The organism is Salinarchaeum sp. IM2453 (assembly GCF_019693215.1).
Taxonomy (GTDB): Archaea; Halobacteriota; Halobacteria; order Halobacteriales; family Salinarchaeaceae; genus IM2453.
The window spans coordinates 2,190,353-2,208,116 of sequence record NZ_CP081183.1 but is presented as its reverse complement, the minus strand read 5'-3'; the positions used below and the strand labels follow the sequence as shown (position 1 = coordinate 2,208,116).

At 47.5% G+C, this 17,764-nt stretch carries 14 protein-coding genes; 5 read left to right on the top strand and 9 right to left on the bottom strand.

Annotated features, from left to right (window positions below; all coding sequences use genetic code 11):
* Window positions 1-172: 172 nt before the first annotated feature.
* A complete protein-coding gene (locus K0C01_RS10545) occupies window positions 173-1,021 on the top strand; it encodes a hypothetical protein (protein ID WP_221169659.1) in 849 nt (282 codons plus the stop codon).
* 152 nt (window positions 1,022-1,173) lie between these two features.
* On the opposite strand, the gene K0C01_RS10540 is transcribed toward K0C01_RS10545, so the two are convergent.
* Both K0C01_RS10540 and K0C01_RS10535 read right to left on the bottom strand, forming a co-directional pair.
* On the bottom strand, window positions 1,174-2,412 hold the full coding sequence (locus K0C01_RS10540) for an RNA-guided endonuclease InsQ/TnpB family protein (RefSeq protein ID WP_221169658.1): 1,239 nt from the start codon (window positions 2,410-2,412) through the stop codon (window positions 1,174-1,176).
* Between the two features lie 22 nt (window positions 2,413-2,434).
* A complete protein-coding gene (locus K0C01_RS10535; RefSeq protein WP_221169657.1) occupies window positions 2,435-2,563 on the bottom strand; it encodes an AbrB/MazE/SpoVT family DNA-binding domain-containing protein in 129 nt (42 codons plus the stop codon).
* Window positions 2,564-3,564: 1,001 nt separating this feature from the next.
* Between K0C01_RS10535 and K0C01_RS10530 the strand changes: the two genes are divergently transcribed.
* The 3 genes from K0C01_RS10530 (at window position 3,565) to K0C01_RS10520 (ending at window position 7,450) form a co-directional block, all read left to right on the top strand.
* Window positions 3,565-4,830: a glycosyltransferase family 2 protein gene (locus K0C01_RS10530; RefSeq protein ID WP_221169656.1), complete on the top strand. Its 1,266-nt coding sequence runs from the start codon at window positions 3,565-3,567 to the stop codon at window positions 4,828-4,830.
* A 679-nt stretch (window positions 4,831-5,509) separates the two neighbouring features.
* Window positions 5,510-6,526, top strand: coding sequence for a 3'-5' exonuclease family protein (locus tag K0C01_RS10525; RefSeq protein WP_221169655.1), 1,017 nt, complete (start codon window positions 5,510-5,512; stop codon window positions 6,524-6,526).
* 366 nt (window positions 6,527-6,892) lie between these two features.
* Window positions 6,893-7,450, top strand: coding sequence for a TATA-box-binding protein (locus K0C01_RS10520; protein WP_221171259.1), 558 nt, complete (start codon window positions 6,893-6,895; stop codon window positions 7,448-7,450).
* A 245-nt stretch (window positions 7,451-7,695) separates the two neighbouring features.
* Here K0C01_RS10520 and K0C01_RS10515 read toward each other — a convergent pair whose 3' ends face one another.
* From K0C01_RS10515 to K0C01_RS10505, 3 genes are all read right to left on the bottom strand, one after another.
* Window positions 7,696-9,204, bottom strand: a complete 1,509-nt coding sequence (locus K0C01_RS10515; RefSeq protein WP_221169654.1) for a DUF790 family protein — start codon at window positions 9,202-9,204, stop codon at window positions 7,696-7,698.
* Between the two features lie 3 nt (window positions 9,205-9,207).
* The gene (locus K0C01_RS10510) at window positions 9,208-10,527 is read right to left on the bottom strand and encodes a DEAD/DEAH box helicase family protein (RefSeq protein WP_221169653.1); all 1,320 of its coding nucleotides are present in this window, start codon (window positions 10,525-10,527) and stop codon (window positions 9,208-9,210) included.
* Between the two features lie 484 nt (window positions 10,528-11,011).
* The gene (locus tag K0C01_RS10505) at window positions 11,012-11,902 is read right to left on the bottom strand and encodes a coiled-coil domain-containing protein (RefSeq protein WP_221169652.1); all 891 of its coding nucleotides are present in this window, start codon (window positions 11,900-11,902) and stop codon (window positions 11,012-11,014) included.
* 775 nt (window positions 11,903-12,677) lie between these two features.
* Between K0C01_RS10505 and K0C01_RS10500 the strand changes: the two genes are divergently transcribed.
* On the top strand, window positions 12,678-12,908 hold the full coding sequence (locus tag K0C01_RS10500) for a hypothetical protein (RefSeq protein ID WP_221169651.1): 231 nt from the start codon (window positions 12,678-12,680) through the stop codon (window positions 12,906-12,908).
* Between the two features lie 714 nt (window positions 12,909-13,622).
* Here K0C01_RS10500 and K0C01_RS10495 read toward each other — a convergent pair.
* The 4 genes from K0C01_RS10495 to K0C01_RS10480 are packed head-to-tail and all read right to left on the bottom strand — an operon-like array spanning window position 13,623 to window position 17,741.
* Entirely contained in the window at window positions 13,623-14,579 is a 957-nt protein-coding gene (locus tag K0C01_RS10495) for a cytochrome b/b6 domain-containing protein (RefSeq protein WP_221169650.1), read from the bottom strand.
* Complete coding sequence (locus K0C01_RS10490) at window positions 14,569-14,958, bottom strand: hypothetical protein (RefSeq protein WP_221169649.1); 390 nt, start codon at window positions 14,956-14,958, stop codon at window positions 14,569-14,571. Before K0C01_RS10490 ends, K0C01_RS10495 begins: the two co-directional genes overlap by 11 nt.
* A 6-nt stretch (window positions 14,959-14,964) precedes the next feature.
* Window positions 14,965-16,995: an aldehyde ferredoxin oxidoreductase N-terminal domain-containing protein gene (locus K0C01_RS10485; RefSeq protein WP_221169648.1), complete on the bottom strand. Its 2,031-nt coding sequence runs from the start codon at window positions 16,993-16,995 to the stop codon at window positions 14,965-14,967.
* Entirely contained in the window at window positions 16,992-17,741 is a 750-nt protein-coding gene (locus tag K0C01_RS10480; RefSeq protein ID WP_221169647.1) for a 4Fe-4S dicluster domain-containing protein, read from the bottom strand. Before K0C01_RS10480 ends, K0C01_RS10485 begins: the two co-directional genes overlap by 4 nt.
* Window positions 17,742-17,764: the final 23 nt, after the last annotated feature.

Genomic DNA, 17,764 nt, shown 5'->3' with positions numbered 1-17,764 from the left:
ATGCGGACTGCGGTGCTCGTTGAGGAAGGGGGCTTAGCGCTTGCAATCAGCTAATAACTTAGGAGTGTAGAGAAAGTCAATTGCAGGTCTAGCGAGCGATCAAGTACACTCTCTGGGCTATCCGTTCTCCGAGACCAGAAATCTATTGTATACGTTCTCTCTGTGTGGAAATATGGTAGAAGACAACATCATAGTCGGCGGAGTAATTGCGCTGGTCGGCGGATTTATGTTATACCACGGGTTCGCGACATACCGTGAACGGCAGTCGATTATCGATGTAAGCGAAGATACTGCTTCCGTCACAAACGATAATTCCGAAGGTGCCCAGTTAATTCAGGGGCAACTAGAAGTTGAAGAACCTGTTACTCCGACAACGGCTCCAGATGAACTAACCGATTCAGTGTCGCGCCCGGGAGTTTGGGCGTGGCGTATTCAACGTAAAGAATCCCGAAGCAGTGGTAACAGGGGAACAAGCCATCGATGGCGAACCATCGACGGGGAACTCGCTGTAGGAGATATAACGGTGTATGCAGACGGCCGCTCTATTGAGGTCGATAGTTCAATTTTAGACTCAGTGACAGTGGAGCCAGAGAATCCTGGGATTGACCCGTTCAGTGGTACTGATCTTTCATCGCTATCTAGTAGCACGGATCCACTAGAAGACAATCGTCTGTACCTTGAAGACGGAGTACAGACTGTCAATCTGGAGCAGGGAGGATTTCTGCAAGATATAATACCTGACTCGGTCACAATCAGTATTGGTAATATGACAAGTGATCCTGATCGGTATCAGGCAGCAATTCTTGAGGACGAGGACCATGTTTGGATGATTGGCACAATCGACCGAAATCCACAAGAAGATATTATCACTGAGCCTGAAACGACATCGTTCCGATTGTTTGATCGTGACCCTGAAACGGTCAAACAGTCACTGCGAAAGAAAGCAATCGGCTTTGGTGCAGTTGGCATTGTATTTGCTGTCGTCGGGGGTGTCATTGCGAGTGGTCTCGTCACGGGATAATCGCTGATAGATGAACATGTTCGATCAAGCGCAGAACCAGCTGTAACATAGTCAACTCCTGAGGTATCTGTCTTGGATGTTTGTTGCAGTCAACAGCCCAGAGATAACCCATGCATATACAAGCAGTGACTATGCGTGAACTCACCCCGGGGTCAAGCCCCGGGGCCTCCTGCTTCAACGACGCGCTTTGCACTCACAGCCTCTCGTTGAGGCGTGAGCGTAGGGAGCGCAGTCTCCACAGGCGTTGATTCGGACTGTCCCAGCCCTAACTGCTTGAGTCCTCTGTAGAGCATATTCTTCGCCGCGTTCAGATCGCGGTCTTCCGTATGACCGCACGCTGGACACGAGTGTTCCCGCACCCAGAGTGGCTTATCCGTCTCAACACCACACACAGCGCACTCTTTTGTCGTGCCTTCCGGCTCCACCTTTGCGACGTGCGTGCCGTGCAGGTTAGCCTTGTATTCCAGTAGTTCAAGAAACCGCGACCATGCAGCATCTTGCTTGTTTTTCGCGTTCTGGCTGGTTTCCAGCATTGACTTCACATCCAAGTCTTCGACGGCCACGACATCGTACTCTGTGACAAGCCACGTCGTCAGTTTGTGCTGGAAATCTTCGACCTTCCGCTTGATTGTTCGTTTCGCTCGGGCCACCTTCCGACGCTGGTTCTCCCAGTTAGCGGACCCGTGTTCTTTTCGGGCGAGTTTCCGCTGCTCGCGGGCGTAACGGTCGTACTCATCGGACAGGTCAAGTGTATCAACGGACAGGTTCTCCGAAGTGTGGATGTAGCTGGTGATACCAAGGTCAACACCCACACAGTCTTCGGGGTCGATCTCGCTTAGTGACGGTTTCTCTGGAGTGTCTTCGACAGTGGTGACGAGTGAGACGTACCATTCGCCAGTCGTTTCTTGTTTCAGGATTACCTCGTCAATGTCCTCTGCTGGTGGGACGTCGCGGTCTGCTCGAATTTTGAACCAGCCAATTTTTTCGAGTCGGAGTCGCACGAACCGGTCGTCGCCCGTGTTGTGATCCACGTTCCAGCGACGGGGTTGATTGTACGACACCGACCGGAATTCGCCCGCTCCTTGCCATTTCAACCGCCCAACATCGTAGCCTTCTTTTCGCCGTTCTTTCAAGGTTTCCAGATCGCTGTGGATTTGGGTGATGGCTTGTTGTGCGGCGTGTTGAGAGGGTTCTGCAAAGGTGGGCCACTGGTCTGTCCAGTTTTTGAGTTTGTTGTGTTGGTCGTAGTCAGATGGCCTGTCGTTGTAGTCTGCGTTGTAGTAGTCTCGGACAGCGTGGTTGCGAATCTGCCGGAGAATGTCGATATGTCGCCACGCTTCGCTCGCCACGTCATCGGGCAGGTATGCGCGGAAGCGAAGCGTGTGTTTCATCGTTGGATGGTCGAGTTTTGGTTCAGTCGAGTTTTTCGACGGTGAGTTTCAGTTGGTCGCCTTCTTCGAGATTAAGCCCGTCTCGGACTTCTTCTGGGATTGTAACGACACCGCGCTGTCGTATCTTCGGGTAACATTCCATTTGACCCATACTGTATTATACTTCTTGATTCAGTATAAAGCTGTCGGCTTCAATCCCGGGGTCAAGCCCCGGGGCAGTCGCCTTGTACCGCCTGTACAGTAATACCGGAAAGAACATACACGGCTTCAGCCGTTTGGGTTCCTCAACACGACTGAATTTGGGAGAATTCTTTTATTGGGGATTCAGTCAATTGATTCCCCTAGCTGTGAACGTGCGAGCTCACTGATGCACCTTTGGCCCCCCTCGTTGAGGATGTGGCAGGTTAAGGATCTGCTCGGGGGGATCTTCCAAACCGAGACTAACACTCATACGCGTCCAGCACCGTGAACAGCGGGCCGGGCCATCGGCCCCACTTCTCGTTACAGCCACTAGTGAATGTGCCGTGGTGACATGCCAACCGGTGTTGGTTGGGCTACGAAAAGGTGTGAATTGTTTGTGTGTAGTGAGATGCACTCGCCGCCGTCTTGAGCGTGAGCGCGTTCCCCGCAGCAGCATGTCGCATGTCGACCAGTTCATGATCCCTCATATGAAAGGAATAGCAGGATTACAGGCCGTCTGTGTCGGGAGGTTTGTATCATATCGTGTCTGCTTCATTTCACGGCTAAAGCCGGCAGGCGCTCGTCTCGCTACCAGTATAATGGTGCTGGAAAAGAGCCAGTTTACTAAACCCGAGCAGCTAGTTGATTGATCCACACAGAGACGAATTGCCTGCGTTGTTCTCTCTTAGTTTGCTAACCATGTAGTGATTGTGTGACTGTCATCGGGATGTGGCACTTTAACCAAGTTATCTACCGATCTGGTTGGTAAGTTAGGGGATATTCAGCATTTATAATTAATTCTATATTTCGGACAACTTCGTAAATACCTCATTCGTAGGGGTTTCCCAAAGCAAACTAATGAGTGACAACAGATGAGGACAGCAAAGAACCCACACGATCCAGCGTTGCCTTGTGATTATCTTGTTGTGAACCAAATCTCATATATATTTTTCATTACTAAACCAGAATAGAGTGATCGATTTTTTTACTGCGAACCCAGTTGTTGGCACAATTATCATTCTGCTCTGGGTAGCCTTGATTCTTTATGGTTTCTCAGCCGTATGGTGGATATTCGAGGTCTTCATTCTCGGGCGTGATAGAGGTGTTAAGCCCGAAGAAACTGACTGGGATTTATCTGAAATTCAGGTTCGAATACTGACAATCAATAATGTCGATGTAGTTCAGGGGACAGTTAATGCACTTCCTGATGGGATCAGTGATGTGTTGGTAATCGCTGAAGAACCCATGGACGTTGAAGGGGCATCGGTACATGTTGTTCCAGAGTCGTATGAGTGTGAGGCAATAAATAAAGGTCGTGCTGTCGAGTGGGCCCGGCAAAATGTTTCCTGCGACAAAGAGTATGTCCTGTATCTTGATGAGGACACGCTTGTTACAGATTTCGTCGGGCTTCCAGATGCTGATATCGTCCAGTTCACGGAGAAGCCACTGTATACCGGATCGCGGATTACATATCTCTGTGAGATCTTCCGGGTCGGGTATCAGTTTGAACAATACGCGTTTCCTAAACTACGATATCCATTATATGCTTGGGGGGGCGGGGTTGCAATTCGTGCGTCAATAGAGGATCAAATCACGTGGGATCGGCCAACTATCACGGAGGATACAAATTTCATCTGGAAAGCAGCTGATGAACGAGGAATATCATTTGCTGTGTATGACACACGGTTCAGAAATCAGGCTCCACCTACACTCCGGTCTATGATCAAGCAACGACGACGCTGGATTTCTGGGACAATGGCTGATGGGGATATACTACCGCTGGCCTATCGTCCACTATACTACACGCGGATTATCGCGTGGGCGTTTTCACCATTAATCCCATTATTGATTGTTGCAGCTACGTTGTTCCCGGGTACTGCCCCATCAATGCAGTATTATGAGTTAATCTCAGCGGGACTCTTCGGCATCTTGTTCGTGTATATGCTGTTCGGAGCAGTTGGCTATTCAAAGCATCCGCTTCTGTGGCCGATCTATTTATTGTTGACACCGCTTGCGTTTCTGTTTCACTCAATCGGTGCACTATGGGGACTGGTTCGGCCAGTCACCACGTTTGAGGTCACTGAAAAAGTTGCACCTGAAACGGTCGTATCAGTGAATGAGGCCATTGACAACGATATTCTACAGGAACACGATGGAACTGGTCGGCTCATCCGCAATAACCGCACAGAATTCGACACTGGATTACTCAGTGATAATAAGACGGATGACGACAAGTAAACACCTTCGAGCATAGTAGACAAGGGCCTTCTACGAGTCTCCACGGTACGCTTCACGGATTATTGAAGGAGACTGGATTAATTTGCTTTTCTGAGGCATATTTTATCTGCTCAACACCAGGCAAGCAAAAGTGGCAGCAAGAGTACAAGCGCGATGATGTAGCGTTTAATCGAAGCGAAGCTGATCGCAGAGCTTGATCTTGAACCACATGAGCGGTATAGCTATCGTAAGACCTTGTCAACAAAGATGTGACCCGAAAAAGGTGGCCAGACAATGAACATCAAGAATCCCGATGATTTCGGTTGAATCGGCTTGTGAGATCCTACCGGATCTGAATCGGATGACGTTCTTCCAAGTCGGTTATTTAGGTACTAAGATACCTAACGGATATTCTGGCAGCCGTTGTCAGGGGGGCATAGTGGTCTGCAGTCCTTAGGATAATATCAATGCCATTGGAGGCATTCCGCGGATATCTCAGCCAGACATAGCTTCTAATGGATGGAGTAAATAGTTCTTTACTCCTGTGCTATGGGTGTTTGCAATCAGTTGTAAATTACCCGGCGTGCATTTCGGATGTATATTCTGCCAGCAGTAACTACCATTATACTTATCTATTACCAATTGGTTCGACTGTTGTTATTCAGTCTGTTTTTATTGCACTGTATAATTGGTACATAATATGAAATTACCTACCTCAGTGGTGGATGATATAGAAGAAGGTACCAAGATCAGCATCGTTGCACAGGTTGACAGTATCCACAAGGGAGGTAATGTTCGGGAACGAATACTACTTACAGATATCGATGGAAATACGACGACTCTCACACTGTTTGAGGGGAGTCCACAGTACGAACTGACAGAGGACCAGTGGTACCTGTTTCAAGATGCAAATGGTAATGTTTACAACGGACAGAAAGAACTGGAGCCAAACTACGGAGATTTGAGTATCGAGCCGGTCGATCCGCCAGAGGATCTGATCTCAACTAACGCAGAAAATAAAACCCCTGAAGATCTGAATACAGCTGACGGTCGTCTTGCTCTGGATATTGAAACAATACAGACTGTTGACGAGGCTGAGCTTGATTTGAGTAACTCTGATCATCTTGAGCTACTGTGTGTTGGTGTTGGATATCAGCCACACCCAAGTGGTCAAATTGAAACTGATGTGCTGTTCCGAGAAGAGCTATCCCCAACGGCAGAAATCGATCTCATAAATGAGCTTTGTGACTGGTTAGAGACCCGCGATGCAAACACCCTTCTCACGTACAATGGCGAATTTGATTTGGGACATATTCGAGGCCGTGCCAAACTGGCCAGCCAAGCACTCCCACAGCAAGACAGAAATGTCGTAGAGCGAGTTGAAGATCTCTTTTCGCAGCTAACGCATGACGATCTCATGCGACCGGGATTCTCACTCGAGACAGTCGCGGATGTTCCAAAAACATACTGGGATATCTATAAGCATGGGATGGATGCAACAGACTGGCGATATAGACAAAAGGAACTTGGAATCTTCGATGAAGACCGACCGTTGGATGATCCCATAATAAGTGGCAGTGATATTCCGTATTTTGGCCGAGAACTACTCAATAGTACGAAGGGTACTACAAAGTACCGAACATTATACGAAATGATATACCAATATGCTGTCTCAGATGTTGAACCGTTGTTTGAACTCAAGAGTCGTAATAGTTGAGTCCATTATTGAGATACGTGATTACCTTGTCTGTACTCCGGTAATTTTGGCTCACTTGCTGGTTCTTACTGGACAGTAATCTCAGCGAGAACTTTATTGATCACCAATCTTATGATGAATTAATATCCTCGAGACAGCCTACAATAACTGCTCCAGCAGTAGGGAACTGTTGTCGTCGAGTATATAGACATCTTTGACGGCATTTACCTCGGGGGCAAGTCGTTCGAGAATCTCCGATTCTCGCGATCACAAAAACCGGAGAGTTTCCGACGACCCCAAGGCACGCTGCCTGCTTTCTCTGTAAATACGAAACCAGCAAGGTAGTAGCGGCTCCAGTGAATACATATGAAAGATCTCAAAGAAAGTATGACAGACCCCAAAGAAACAATCACGATCGAGAATGTTGTTGCCTCGACCGGAATTGGGCAGGAGCTCGATCTCGAACCCGTAGCGATGGATCTTGAGGGGATAGAGTATGACCCAGAGGTGTTCCCCGGAGCCGTCTACCGGACAAACGATCCCAAGGCAGCCTTGCTGTTGTTTCGCTCTGGAAAGATCGTTTGTACTGGTGCGAAAAGCACCGACGATATGCGCCGTGCGGTTGAGATTGTATTTGAGAAGCTACGCAATCTGTCGATTCTGGTTGAACCGGACGGTGTAACCGTCCAGAATATCGTCTCGTCGGCTGATTTGGGCCATAATCTTAACCTCAACGCCATTGCAATCGGCCTCGGTCTTGAGAACATCGAATACGAGCCCGAACAGTTCCCCGGACTCGTCTACCGAATTGACGACCCTGATGTCGTTCTGCTGTTATTTGGGAGTGGAAAGATCGTCATAACGGGGGGAAAGAAACCTGACGACGCTGAACAGGCCGTTGACCGAATCCGTAATCGACTCGGTGAACTTGGTCTGCTCACGTGAGCAATTTGAGACAGGTGGTTGTTGGCAAAATGGTTGGACGAAGGCCCATGACAGAATATCTGGTTGGAGCACTCGCAGGGCTCATTGACCTCATCCCATGGCTTCAGTTGTGTCTCTTACCGTTTCCTCTAACAACTGAAGTTTTGGGCGTTCGCGCTGCTACCGCTGTAATCACCGTTCACACTCAACGTTTCTGACTTGAGGGCCTGTTGACAGGTGACCTATCCATCACCTGCCTGACTAGTTCATTTCGATTTTGTGACTTTTGCTTCACTTTGGTCAAGGGAAACATAATTGATAGTATAGTCCATATGGCCCAAGACCGTCTGAGCGACCCCATACTCTTCTAAAACCTGGTTGACATTGGCCAAGGTTGTATTATCTAGAGCGTCAATCTCTGCTTCGATCTTCTCAAGAACTGACGTTGGAACAAACTTGTTGTTGGAGATGACTCCATCATAGTTTGCGGCCACATACCTCTCAGCTGCATCTGACGCGACATCATGAGTGTCGGCGAGCGTCTTAATATCAGTTATCTCATCGGTAGAGATATTAATACTATTTTGCTTGAGTGTCTGGAGATCTTGTTTGGCTTCCCGTTCTTCGATCGCGTTGAGTCGAGCAAGAACCGGCTTAACTGGGATTGTGTCCTGATAAAAGAATACTTGTTCAACGTTCGCATCGCTGAAGTCAGCCTTCGTGCAATTAAGCGACTCGTTGACGGCTAACATTATCGGATGTTCTGACTCTACTGCTCTGACTTTTTCTAATTTCTTGTGAAGGTATTCAGGCGTCCAGAATCCGATTATTTCAAGATAAAACTTGTTTTCGTTGCGTTCGAAACTAAAATCAGGGATCATTACCTGATTCCCTGTCCGAAGAATTGTTGGCTCCCGATGAACAGTCCAGCCCTCGGCCAGTGAATCAATGCGGGCGGCAAAGTCTCGTTCCACCTCACTGTCGAATGACTCAACAGTGGTTCGGCTGGGAAAAAGCCTTTGTTGATCATCGTTAAGAGGAAATTCGTAGATTCGGGTTTCGTCACTTATCTCCGTCTCGACCTGTGCGGTAACACTCCACTCATCCGCCTTCATGATGCTCGGTAGTAATTTTGCTAGCTCATTGCCATATTTCCGAGTCTTCTTGAACAAGGCGGTAGGACCGGTAACTGTCACTGCTAAATCCTCGTCTACAGTGTACATTAAACCCAGATACGCCATTAACCCGAAGATCTCCTGATAGTTATTTGACGCCGTAAACTCAATCTCTATCGCATCAAATAACAATGTCTGTGTCAGCGACAGGTTGTACTGCCGAAGCAACTCTTTGGCACCAATCTCGGGTTCTGATATGAGGATTTCTTCTTGCTCGCGATCTGCCCAGAGACTATCCTCAATTTCGTCTGGTGTCACGTCGAGATCAGCTGCAACCATCTCGATGACTTCTCTCCGCTCCGCCGCAGATGTCACAATCCCTCGTTTAAAGACCGCGTCACGCACTCGAGACGGCGTGATTGGTGCTTGCTGCTCAAACGTAACGCGCCGTTCCAATAATTTAGAGAGCCCACGGACAAGCTTAAACGTGTCATGAGTTTCCAGTTCAGCAATAGCATCCTCAATTTCGCCCCGGGATTTTCCTGATTCATACACATCAATTACCTCTTTAGCAGTTGACTGATAATCGTCGATGTCTCTATACCGAGGCTGAATGTTTGGTTTCCGCTTCGTGACTTCCAATAATTCCTTGGTTAACATAGATTAGACTTTCCGTCTGGACGATGTTCTGATTTCACCGGTGCCACTGGAAACGAGTTCATATAGCTGAGCAACATCACCAGAAGGACGGAGAATTCTTCCAAGGCGCTGACGGTACTGACGGCTGCTGCCCGTACCACTCAGGATGATACCAACGTTTGCATCCGGCACATCAACACCTTCGTCTAATACCTGTGAGCTAACAATTGCCGAGTACGTACCATCTCGAAACCGTTGCAGTATCCGGCGGCGTTCGTCTTTACCTGTCTTATGAGTAATCGGAGGAATAAAAAATCGATCAGAAACCCGGTGAACAAGGTCATTGTATCGAGTAAAAATAATAACTCGATCCTCACGGTGCCGGTCTAACAGAGTGGCTAATTCATCAATTTTACCCTCAGAATTGTACGCAATCTGCCGCGCTTCGTTACGAGCACGAACCGCCTGCCACGCGCGTGGATCACTTCCGCTTCGCAGCACAACTTTTTGGAAGTCCTGAGGACCACGCATTGTGATGTTTGTCAACCGAAGATAATCCCGAAAAGTTTCAACGTGTTCGTCGTATGCGCTACGTTCCTCGGGAGTTAGCTCCACGGTGATGCGTTCGACTGTGTACTCGGAGAGATATTCGCCAGTCAAGTCCTCAGTCTCAATCTCGTAGACCTTGCCGCCTAGCAATTCGGTCAAAGCTTCGTGTTTCTCATCTTCGCGTTCGTATGTGGCGGTTAGTCCCAGACGGCATGGTGCAGCAAACAATTCGGCAATCTGCCGATAACCCTCTGCTGCAAGGTGGTGAACCTCATCGAACACGATGAGTTTAAACTGATTTCCTAGCTTCTCAGCGTGGTTATACGCAGAGTCATATGTAGAGACTGTGATCGGCTCGATTTGTTTTTCCCGGCCTGTGTATTCCCCAATGTTGATGTCAAATGTTTGGAGCTCCTCAATCCATTGATCAACTAAATCGAGCGTGGGGACGACGACAAATGCCGGAGCGTTGACTTCTTCAACAGCCTGCATTCCAATATAGGTCTTGCCGGCACCGGTCGGTAAAACAAGCACACCACGGCAGTCAGTCAGCCAGCGTTGCAGAGCGTTCTGTTGGTACGGGCGTAGCTCAATGCCACTGGACAGTTCTGGTGACGGTACCAGATCAAGCACATTGTCTTTGTATGAAATTCCCGAATCTGTAAGATAGTTCGTGATGTCGTGGTATCGGAACCCGGGAGCACGGTTGGTTCCGGTTCGATCGTCCCACTTTGAATATGGAACGGTATGCTCAGCGTCAATGGCAATTGTTCCTCGCTCGAACGTCAACTCCATTCAGTCATATACTACGTATTCCGTCTTGTAAAACTTCCTCCAAAGAGCTGACATCATCTCATTCAACACGAGCTAACTCAATAAGCGCTTAATCTTCTTGATACTGTTTAGTACACGTCTGATACCGGTTTGACAGACATACGAATAGTTACGACAGACCGGAAACGGACTAGAGAAGATATCCAGACGATGCGGCCGGCTGCCGTTTGGACGAGCGGTGATGTGACAATCGGCGGCATAAATTACCCGGGACAAATTGATTACGAGCTAAATAGAGAAGATCATGTGAACCACGCTTCCGGTGACAGGTGTCGTCACCGGAAGGGACCTCTAGCCCCGTCCCCCTCTTTCGTCGTTGCTCGTCGTTTGCTAGAACGTACATACAACTAACCGTACGACACTAACATAACCGCACTAACATAATTTGGTTAGTTGCCTGAGAGATTAACCCTTCTCAGGGGTGGAATTTGCCCCGGGGACATGTTCATCCGGTGACGACACTTGTCCCCGGACTAGATTGATCGGTATCTGTCGGGGATGATTCTCCGGGAATCTCTGCGTCATCCGGGATAATGATGCGTCGCTCCTGATAGGTCAACCCATCCGTTCGACGTGTCTTTTTCTTCACCTGAATTCGATTTCGGGTCAGCATATGCATCACGTCAATAATACGGGATACCAGTTTCTTCGCGTATTCCTGCGATACATCTGATCGTTCTCGAATAATCCACATCTTTAGATCAGATGCAGACACATACTCACGGACGTTTTTACACCCACGTTTCCACGGACTATGTCGCTCTCCACGGGAAGCCCACAGTTCCGCTGCCAACTCCTCAGCATCTGAATTTGTCGTTCGATTAAACGTATCCTCGTCCATCCGGTTTAATTTCTGAATTGGCAGTAGATCCTCATATGGAAGGGCATCAGGGCCGTTTGCTTCGATATCATCTGGAAGGTCTTTGGCTTTGTAGAAGACTTCACCGTCTCGCTTGATTGTTTTTAATTGGTCAGGCCCGTCTGGCAGCAGATCTGGCATGACGTGGTCTTTCCGGAGTTTACTGCCCTTTTGCAGTTCTTTGCTGTGCAGTTCACAGAGCATGTCTCGGTACTGGTCGATCCACTCTGTGACCCAACCTTCTTGTTTAGATTCAATATCAATCATTGTCGAATTGATCTCATCCAATTCTTCATTCGTTTCTTCAAGTTCATCGCGTAACTCGTCGTTTTCTTCACGTAATTCCTCATTTGCTTCTTTGAGTTCTGTAATCTCGTCTTTCAGCGAGTCAATCTGTGCGTCTTTGGCCTGAAGTTGATCAGATAGTTTGATCACTTGTGATTCAAGCGCGTCAACTCGTGAAACGAGATCACTCATCACAACCACCTCTGGTAGTAGCAAAAGCAGGCTGCTGTGCTGGGTTGGTGGTGATGGTATGTGCTAGCGATACACCTGTTCGTGCGAGACTTTGATAGTCTCGTAGCGTAATTCTCTGCATGGCTTCCGTACGCACCTACGGGAGCCGTCGCAGGTCGGTGCGGTCACACCGGCCTGCAACTTCTCACTGATCCTGATCCGCAATCAGAAACAAGTGTCTCCCGATAGCTTAATTTCTATTTTCCGACAGTATAAAACTACCTGAAGCCGCCGGGAAGGTCACATATTATACTGATTACGTAAGCACTGTACTAACCAGCTGGGGATCAGTGTATGACTGACATCCAATGAGTGAACTTCTCCAGGGTCAAGCCCCTGAGCAGTTGCCTCAACCGCCTATACATTAGATATTGACAGGATTATCACATGGGTTCAACTTAATATCGATATATATCACTGGCCGCTTCAATTTCATTTCGCACACGGGGTGTTATCCTGGAGTCCAGCGCGAGTACGCTGTACATCAAAGTAAGAGAAAATGCTACCAATGTTAGCTGATGAACGGCAGTGCTCCGATGACCTAAAGAGATCCAGCGGACAAACGTTGAGGATGGCGCATACGCTCGACTATCTCAGTAGAATAGCAGTTATATTTGAGGAGAATTGACTTTGGTTACTTTCTTTAGTGTTAACAGGAACTGTGTGTGTAAATGCAAGCGGGAATCCGGTGAATGCCCACACACTGATTATACTCCGGCGTCATTAATATATGGTAATGAATGGATTGATACCAGCAGTTCTAATATCACTTTTACTTCTTCAACTATTGCTCTGGATATTGATTACGATAGACACTCGGCGTTTTGCTGGTGACAATACAACAGCAGGAAAAAACCCTGTTGAACGGGTTCCAGAGATTACGATCATGATTCCGTTCTTCGGATTAGTAATCCAACTGTGGTATCTTTATTCAAGAGTTGCTATTCTATCCGACAAAGGAAAATAATATGTTCCACCCGTCAGAACAGCCGTGTTCACGTTGACATACACTCTCCGTTCAGCACAGTGCCAAGCACAACAGTAATTGCTACGAAAAGGTCGGCAGAGCTGATGAGCTATGCTGTATGCAGTCTAATCCTCACAGGAAATGCCAAATCTAGTACAAGCGTCACGTTCAACAGAAGCCTAGTGTCTTAGTTTGACTCCTTCTCCCAGCTAGATCCGGAAGTGTGTGTTAATTCTTATTGGAGCCAACCCACTGTCTCTGAATCCGATTTGAGAGTTAGCGTTATCATAAGTTGGTATCCATAACCAATGGTTCAATTGGATGTTCACCAGCATAACATAACGCCCACTGTGCTTTTAGAGTATTTCTTTCGTCCGTAATTGGGAATTTCAATTCAGTCATACTCTTGTATGTCCGGAAATTTGATACGCCTCTTCTCCAACATACTCCGTATATAGCTCGATCAGGAGTAGATAATTCAATTTCCACTGCTGTACGTATATAAGAGCAGTTATGCCCATTCCGTGTTTACCGAGACTTCGCGAGATAACAATGCTATTGTGAGTCTGTCATAGTGCTCTATGCAACACAGTATCCCTGTAGAATTACTGTATAAAATGCTAAGATCACGTAGTTAAGCCTATTTTCGTTTTATTTAAAATAAAAAGTAAAGTGAATGCTACTACATTGTATGGCAACTCTTTATTTTGTGGTCTACTGATCCTGTTTTTGATCCAGCTGCTTAGTCCAGTTGTCATGGTACTTTTCTGCGTACTCACGGGGCAACCAGCCAGTAAGCATAGACATGAGTAGTGGTCGGTTCGACGGGATTAACGTGTAGTAAGCGATATGACCAATCAGTAATACAGTTATTATTAAGGTGAGAATTCCTTGCGCTGTGACGGCTGTTCCATATATCGGTCCAGAACCGATGATATATGGGAAAATACGAATCCCAGCAGCAATGGATACTATAGCTAACGTCACAGCCCAGATTGAGTAGACAGCTTTCTGCATCGGTCGGTACTGTCCTGTTGCTGGAGGTTGATCACTGCTATGCAATGTTGATTTCAGATCTGCAGGAATCATCTTCAAATCAGAGATAGTCGGGAAGAGAAATTGTCTAGATCCCATAATGACACTAGCAACATGGTAGGAGGCGGCAAACGCAATAAAAACACCCCCGATGAAATGGAGATTAATCGCAAATCCAACTGATTCAGTCGATGTCACAAGCCGTGGGAACATCAGAAATCCAAGTGCAAAGTAGGAAATAACAAAAAGGACAAGTCCAGCTGCCATGACCCAGTGCTCGAGGAATGTCCCAAACGGTTTGTGCCGTTCAATTTTAGTTGCTGTAACCGAGTGAGGGCGAGAAGCGAGAGACGCGATTCCACCGCCAATCAGCCCAACGGAAGCAGCCGCGGGGAATGCCCATGTTGCTGTGTCAAAGAGCATATCATATTGATTGGCTAGTGCGAATCCAGTATCAAATGTATACAGTTGGCTATTCGTCCACGCGATATAAATGCCAGTAACGACTGCACCAAGGATTAAGCCAGCAACAATAAGATGCTTAGTTCCTTTAGAGATAGAGTTTTCTACAGAACCGAGTAACTGCTCAGGAGCACTTTTCGAGCTATCGGGTGAGGTAGATTCTTCAGTCGCCATGAGTATTCACCACTTTCTTAGATTGTTCGACTCGTGACTTGAGGAGGGGCTGGATACGCTGTAGCTTTTCTCGATAGCAGTCTGCATCCACAATTTCGTTATGAATCGCTGCAGCGAGTTCTTGGTCACCAATAACTTCAGCAACCCAGTCTTGCAGTTCCACAAAATCAATATCTGTGACAGAGCCTTTTCCACCAAGTTGCTGTAGAGTATCACCATCATCGATCGACAGAAATTCAGAAGTTTCTTCAAGCGAGTAAAGCCTCCGACGCTGTGGTCCAGGTCCATGTCGCATCTTATATGCTGTTAGTCGATCTTCATACGGTACGTCTGAAAGAATCTGTCTGGCAAGTTCTGGAGATGGTTGTTGTAGTTGCATTGTTGATCACCTTGGAAGGACGTCTTTCTCCTCTAGTTTATCAGCCACATAGCCCAGATCATGTTCCTCCAGTGACTCTCTTGTTGGTCGTCCAGTGTCGACATCCCATCCTTTGTACTCATAGAATTCTGTTTTCCATTCTTCTACCTGAGACCGGTCTAAAGAACGTTCAATATACTCGTACTCCCACCCGTCGTCTGTCTGAACTGGAAATGGCCCTTGTCGGTTCTCGACTTCATAAATATAGTCGGGGAAAACTTCTTGATCACGATGTCGGCCTTGCAGCGTCCAGATTGCCCGATCTAAATGGAGAATACGATCTCCAATTTCCATTCCGTCTTCGAAAGTCAAATCCTCATCAGTTACAGCATTGAAAAAACGGGGCTCAATTTCTGGAGTAGCCCCATCATAGTTCTCAGCATGTCCATTAATCAAATCAGGAAGTGCCTGTGAGCAGAATTGGACCGAGTTGGTCCAGAACCGTGAATACTGTAAAATCCAGTCAGTGGTCTCAATTCCGTTTTGTCCGTATATTGCTGATGTGCTGTAGTCTGGCATTACCTCATGGGGAAGTGTTTTATTTTGAATAAGCTCAGCCGATTCTGAGGCCGATACCGGTGGAGATTCTCCTTCAATTTCCCAGTTATATGGCATCCACCACAAGTCATAAACGAACAGGTGCTGGTTCACGTCTCTTGATGTCAGTATGCTTGGATATCCCCATGTTGATGTAAATGCCCGGTTGTCATAGTGTGATGAATATCCCCAGTTCTCATATGCTAACTCACCAGTCGCAAGGTCTTGCTCAAGTCTTCCCCACTCTTTGGCAGCTCTAACCATTCCTTCAGCAAGGTCGTCACCAATACCTTCCCGGTTAGCGATTTTTTCGTACACCTCTTCTGCAAATGAGGCATCACCATACTCGTTCCATGGAAGATCAGGATTCATTTCACCGTCCTCACCAAAGAATCCCAGCTGATATAAGGAATATAGATATCCCAGATCAGATGCCGTCCATGCATTAATCCCGTATTTTTGCACATTATCCGAGTCGCGGTTTAGTTCCTCAGTGCCTTCTTTATCTATAACTCCGGCCCCCACGTCGACACATTGGCTTCCTCTTCCTTTTCCTGTTTCTGTCCGAGATCGACAACTTGCGTGACAGCCCATACAGCCAAGCCCAGACTGAATTCCAGCGACTCCAATTGCATGCGAGGCTGGGTGTCGATCAAGTTGACGAGCCTCGCGGGGAATCTGTCGATCACCTAATGTCTCTGGAGATTCAACATCGTATCCATAATTTTCTATCATCCACTTTCTAGATTCAATTAATTCTCCTGGGTTAGCGATCTCAACAGCGCCCGTTCCGAGCACACTGATTGCCTTGAGATTCTTTGATCCCCACACTGCACCGCCACCTCCCTGGCCAGCACCGCTGCCAGATTCATGGATGATGGCAGCGTTCCGACTTAAATTCTCGCCTCCAGGTCCGATGGTGGCGATCGCAGATCGCTGTGAAGATCGTGAGCTATTATTGTGTCGCTCCCAGTTTGAGGACGACTCATGTAATCGGGACCAAATCTGTGCTTGTGTCTCGTATGTGTCAAGACCCCACAGGTCGTCTGCATTCTCAATGGTCACCTCATTATCAATAATATTGATCCAGACAGGATCATTGGCGCTTCCCTGTATGGCGATACCATCGTAGCCAGCCATCTTTAGCATCCCTCCCAGTCGGCCACCCATGCCACTTCGAGTGTACCACTCAGTGGGATATGGCTGGGCTCCAATGAAATTATGATTTGTACGGCCGCCAGGGCCTTGTGGAACTGGGAGTCCTCCAAGTGGGGAAGACATAATTGTATACACGTTTTCCGGGTCATAGGGGCCTGTCGACCAGTCATCTATCAGGTCAAAGATGAGTGCTGATGCTAATCCTTGGCCTCCAACCCACTCGCTGTACGCTTCTGTCGGTATTTTATCCACAGTACGGTCAGTTAGATTCACGTAAAGGATGTTGCCTGCGTGCCCAATCATGGTGGTTCCTCCCCGTCAACTCCGACGGCAAAGTTTTCTTGCCAATTCTCTCGTTTCAGATTAACATCGTATCCCTCATCACCGACCTGAGTTGGCTTCTCTTCTGTATATTCGATACATCCCATAGGACACACTTCAACACATGCTTGATCTCCATCTACACCTCCCTCTTGATCCCAGTTGGGAGATTTGGTACACAAGTCACACTTTTGAGCCACTTGATCATCAATAGTCCAAGTAATTCTAGTTGGAACTACAGGGCATGCCTCGATGCACTGCCGACAACCAACACATTTCTCTTGTTCGATTTGTCGAACATTGCCGGATTCCTCGTCAGCATAGAGTGCATTTGTGGGACAAACATCAACGCAAGGTGCCTCTTCGCATTGTCGGCACTGGTTTACCTCAATATCATGTGGAAACGCTCTGCTTGACTCCATTCCAACTCCATGCGGGTCTTCAGTAACCTGAAGTCGTGCCTTTGAGAGGCTCGCTTCCCCCTCATTGACAGATGAGCATGTTAACATGCAAGTTTTGCAATTTGTACACATCTCTGAATCAACCACGAGGTATCCCTCAGAATCAGGCACTTCAGCTGCAACCTCATGCGTTCGTATAAGCCCAGCGGCTGCTACCGCTGAGAAGGCTCCAACACCCACAACAGACCCGCGAAGAAACCTTCGACGCGAAGTTTCACCAGAGTTATCAGTACGATCACTTGCCTGCTGATCGGGTTGATTAGTCATCAAATACGTTATTCATTTATGCA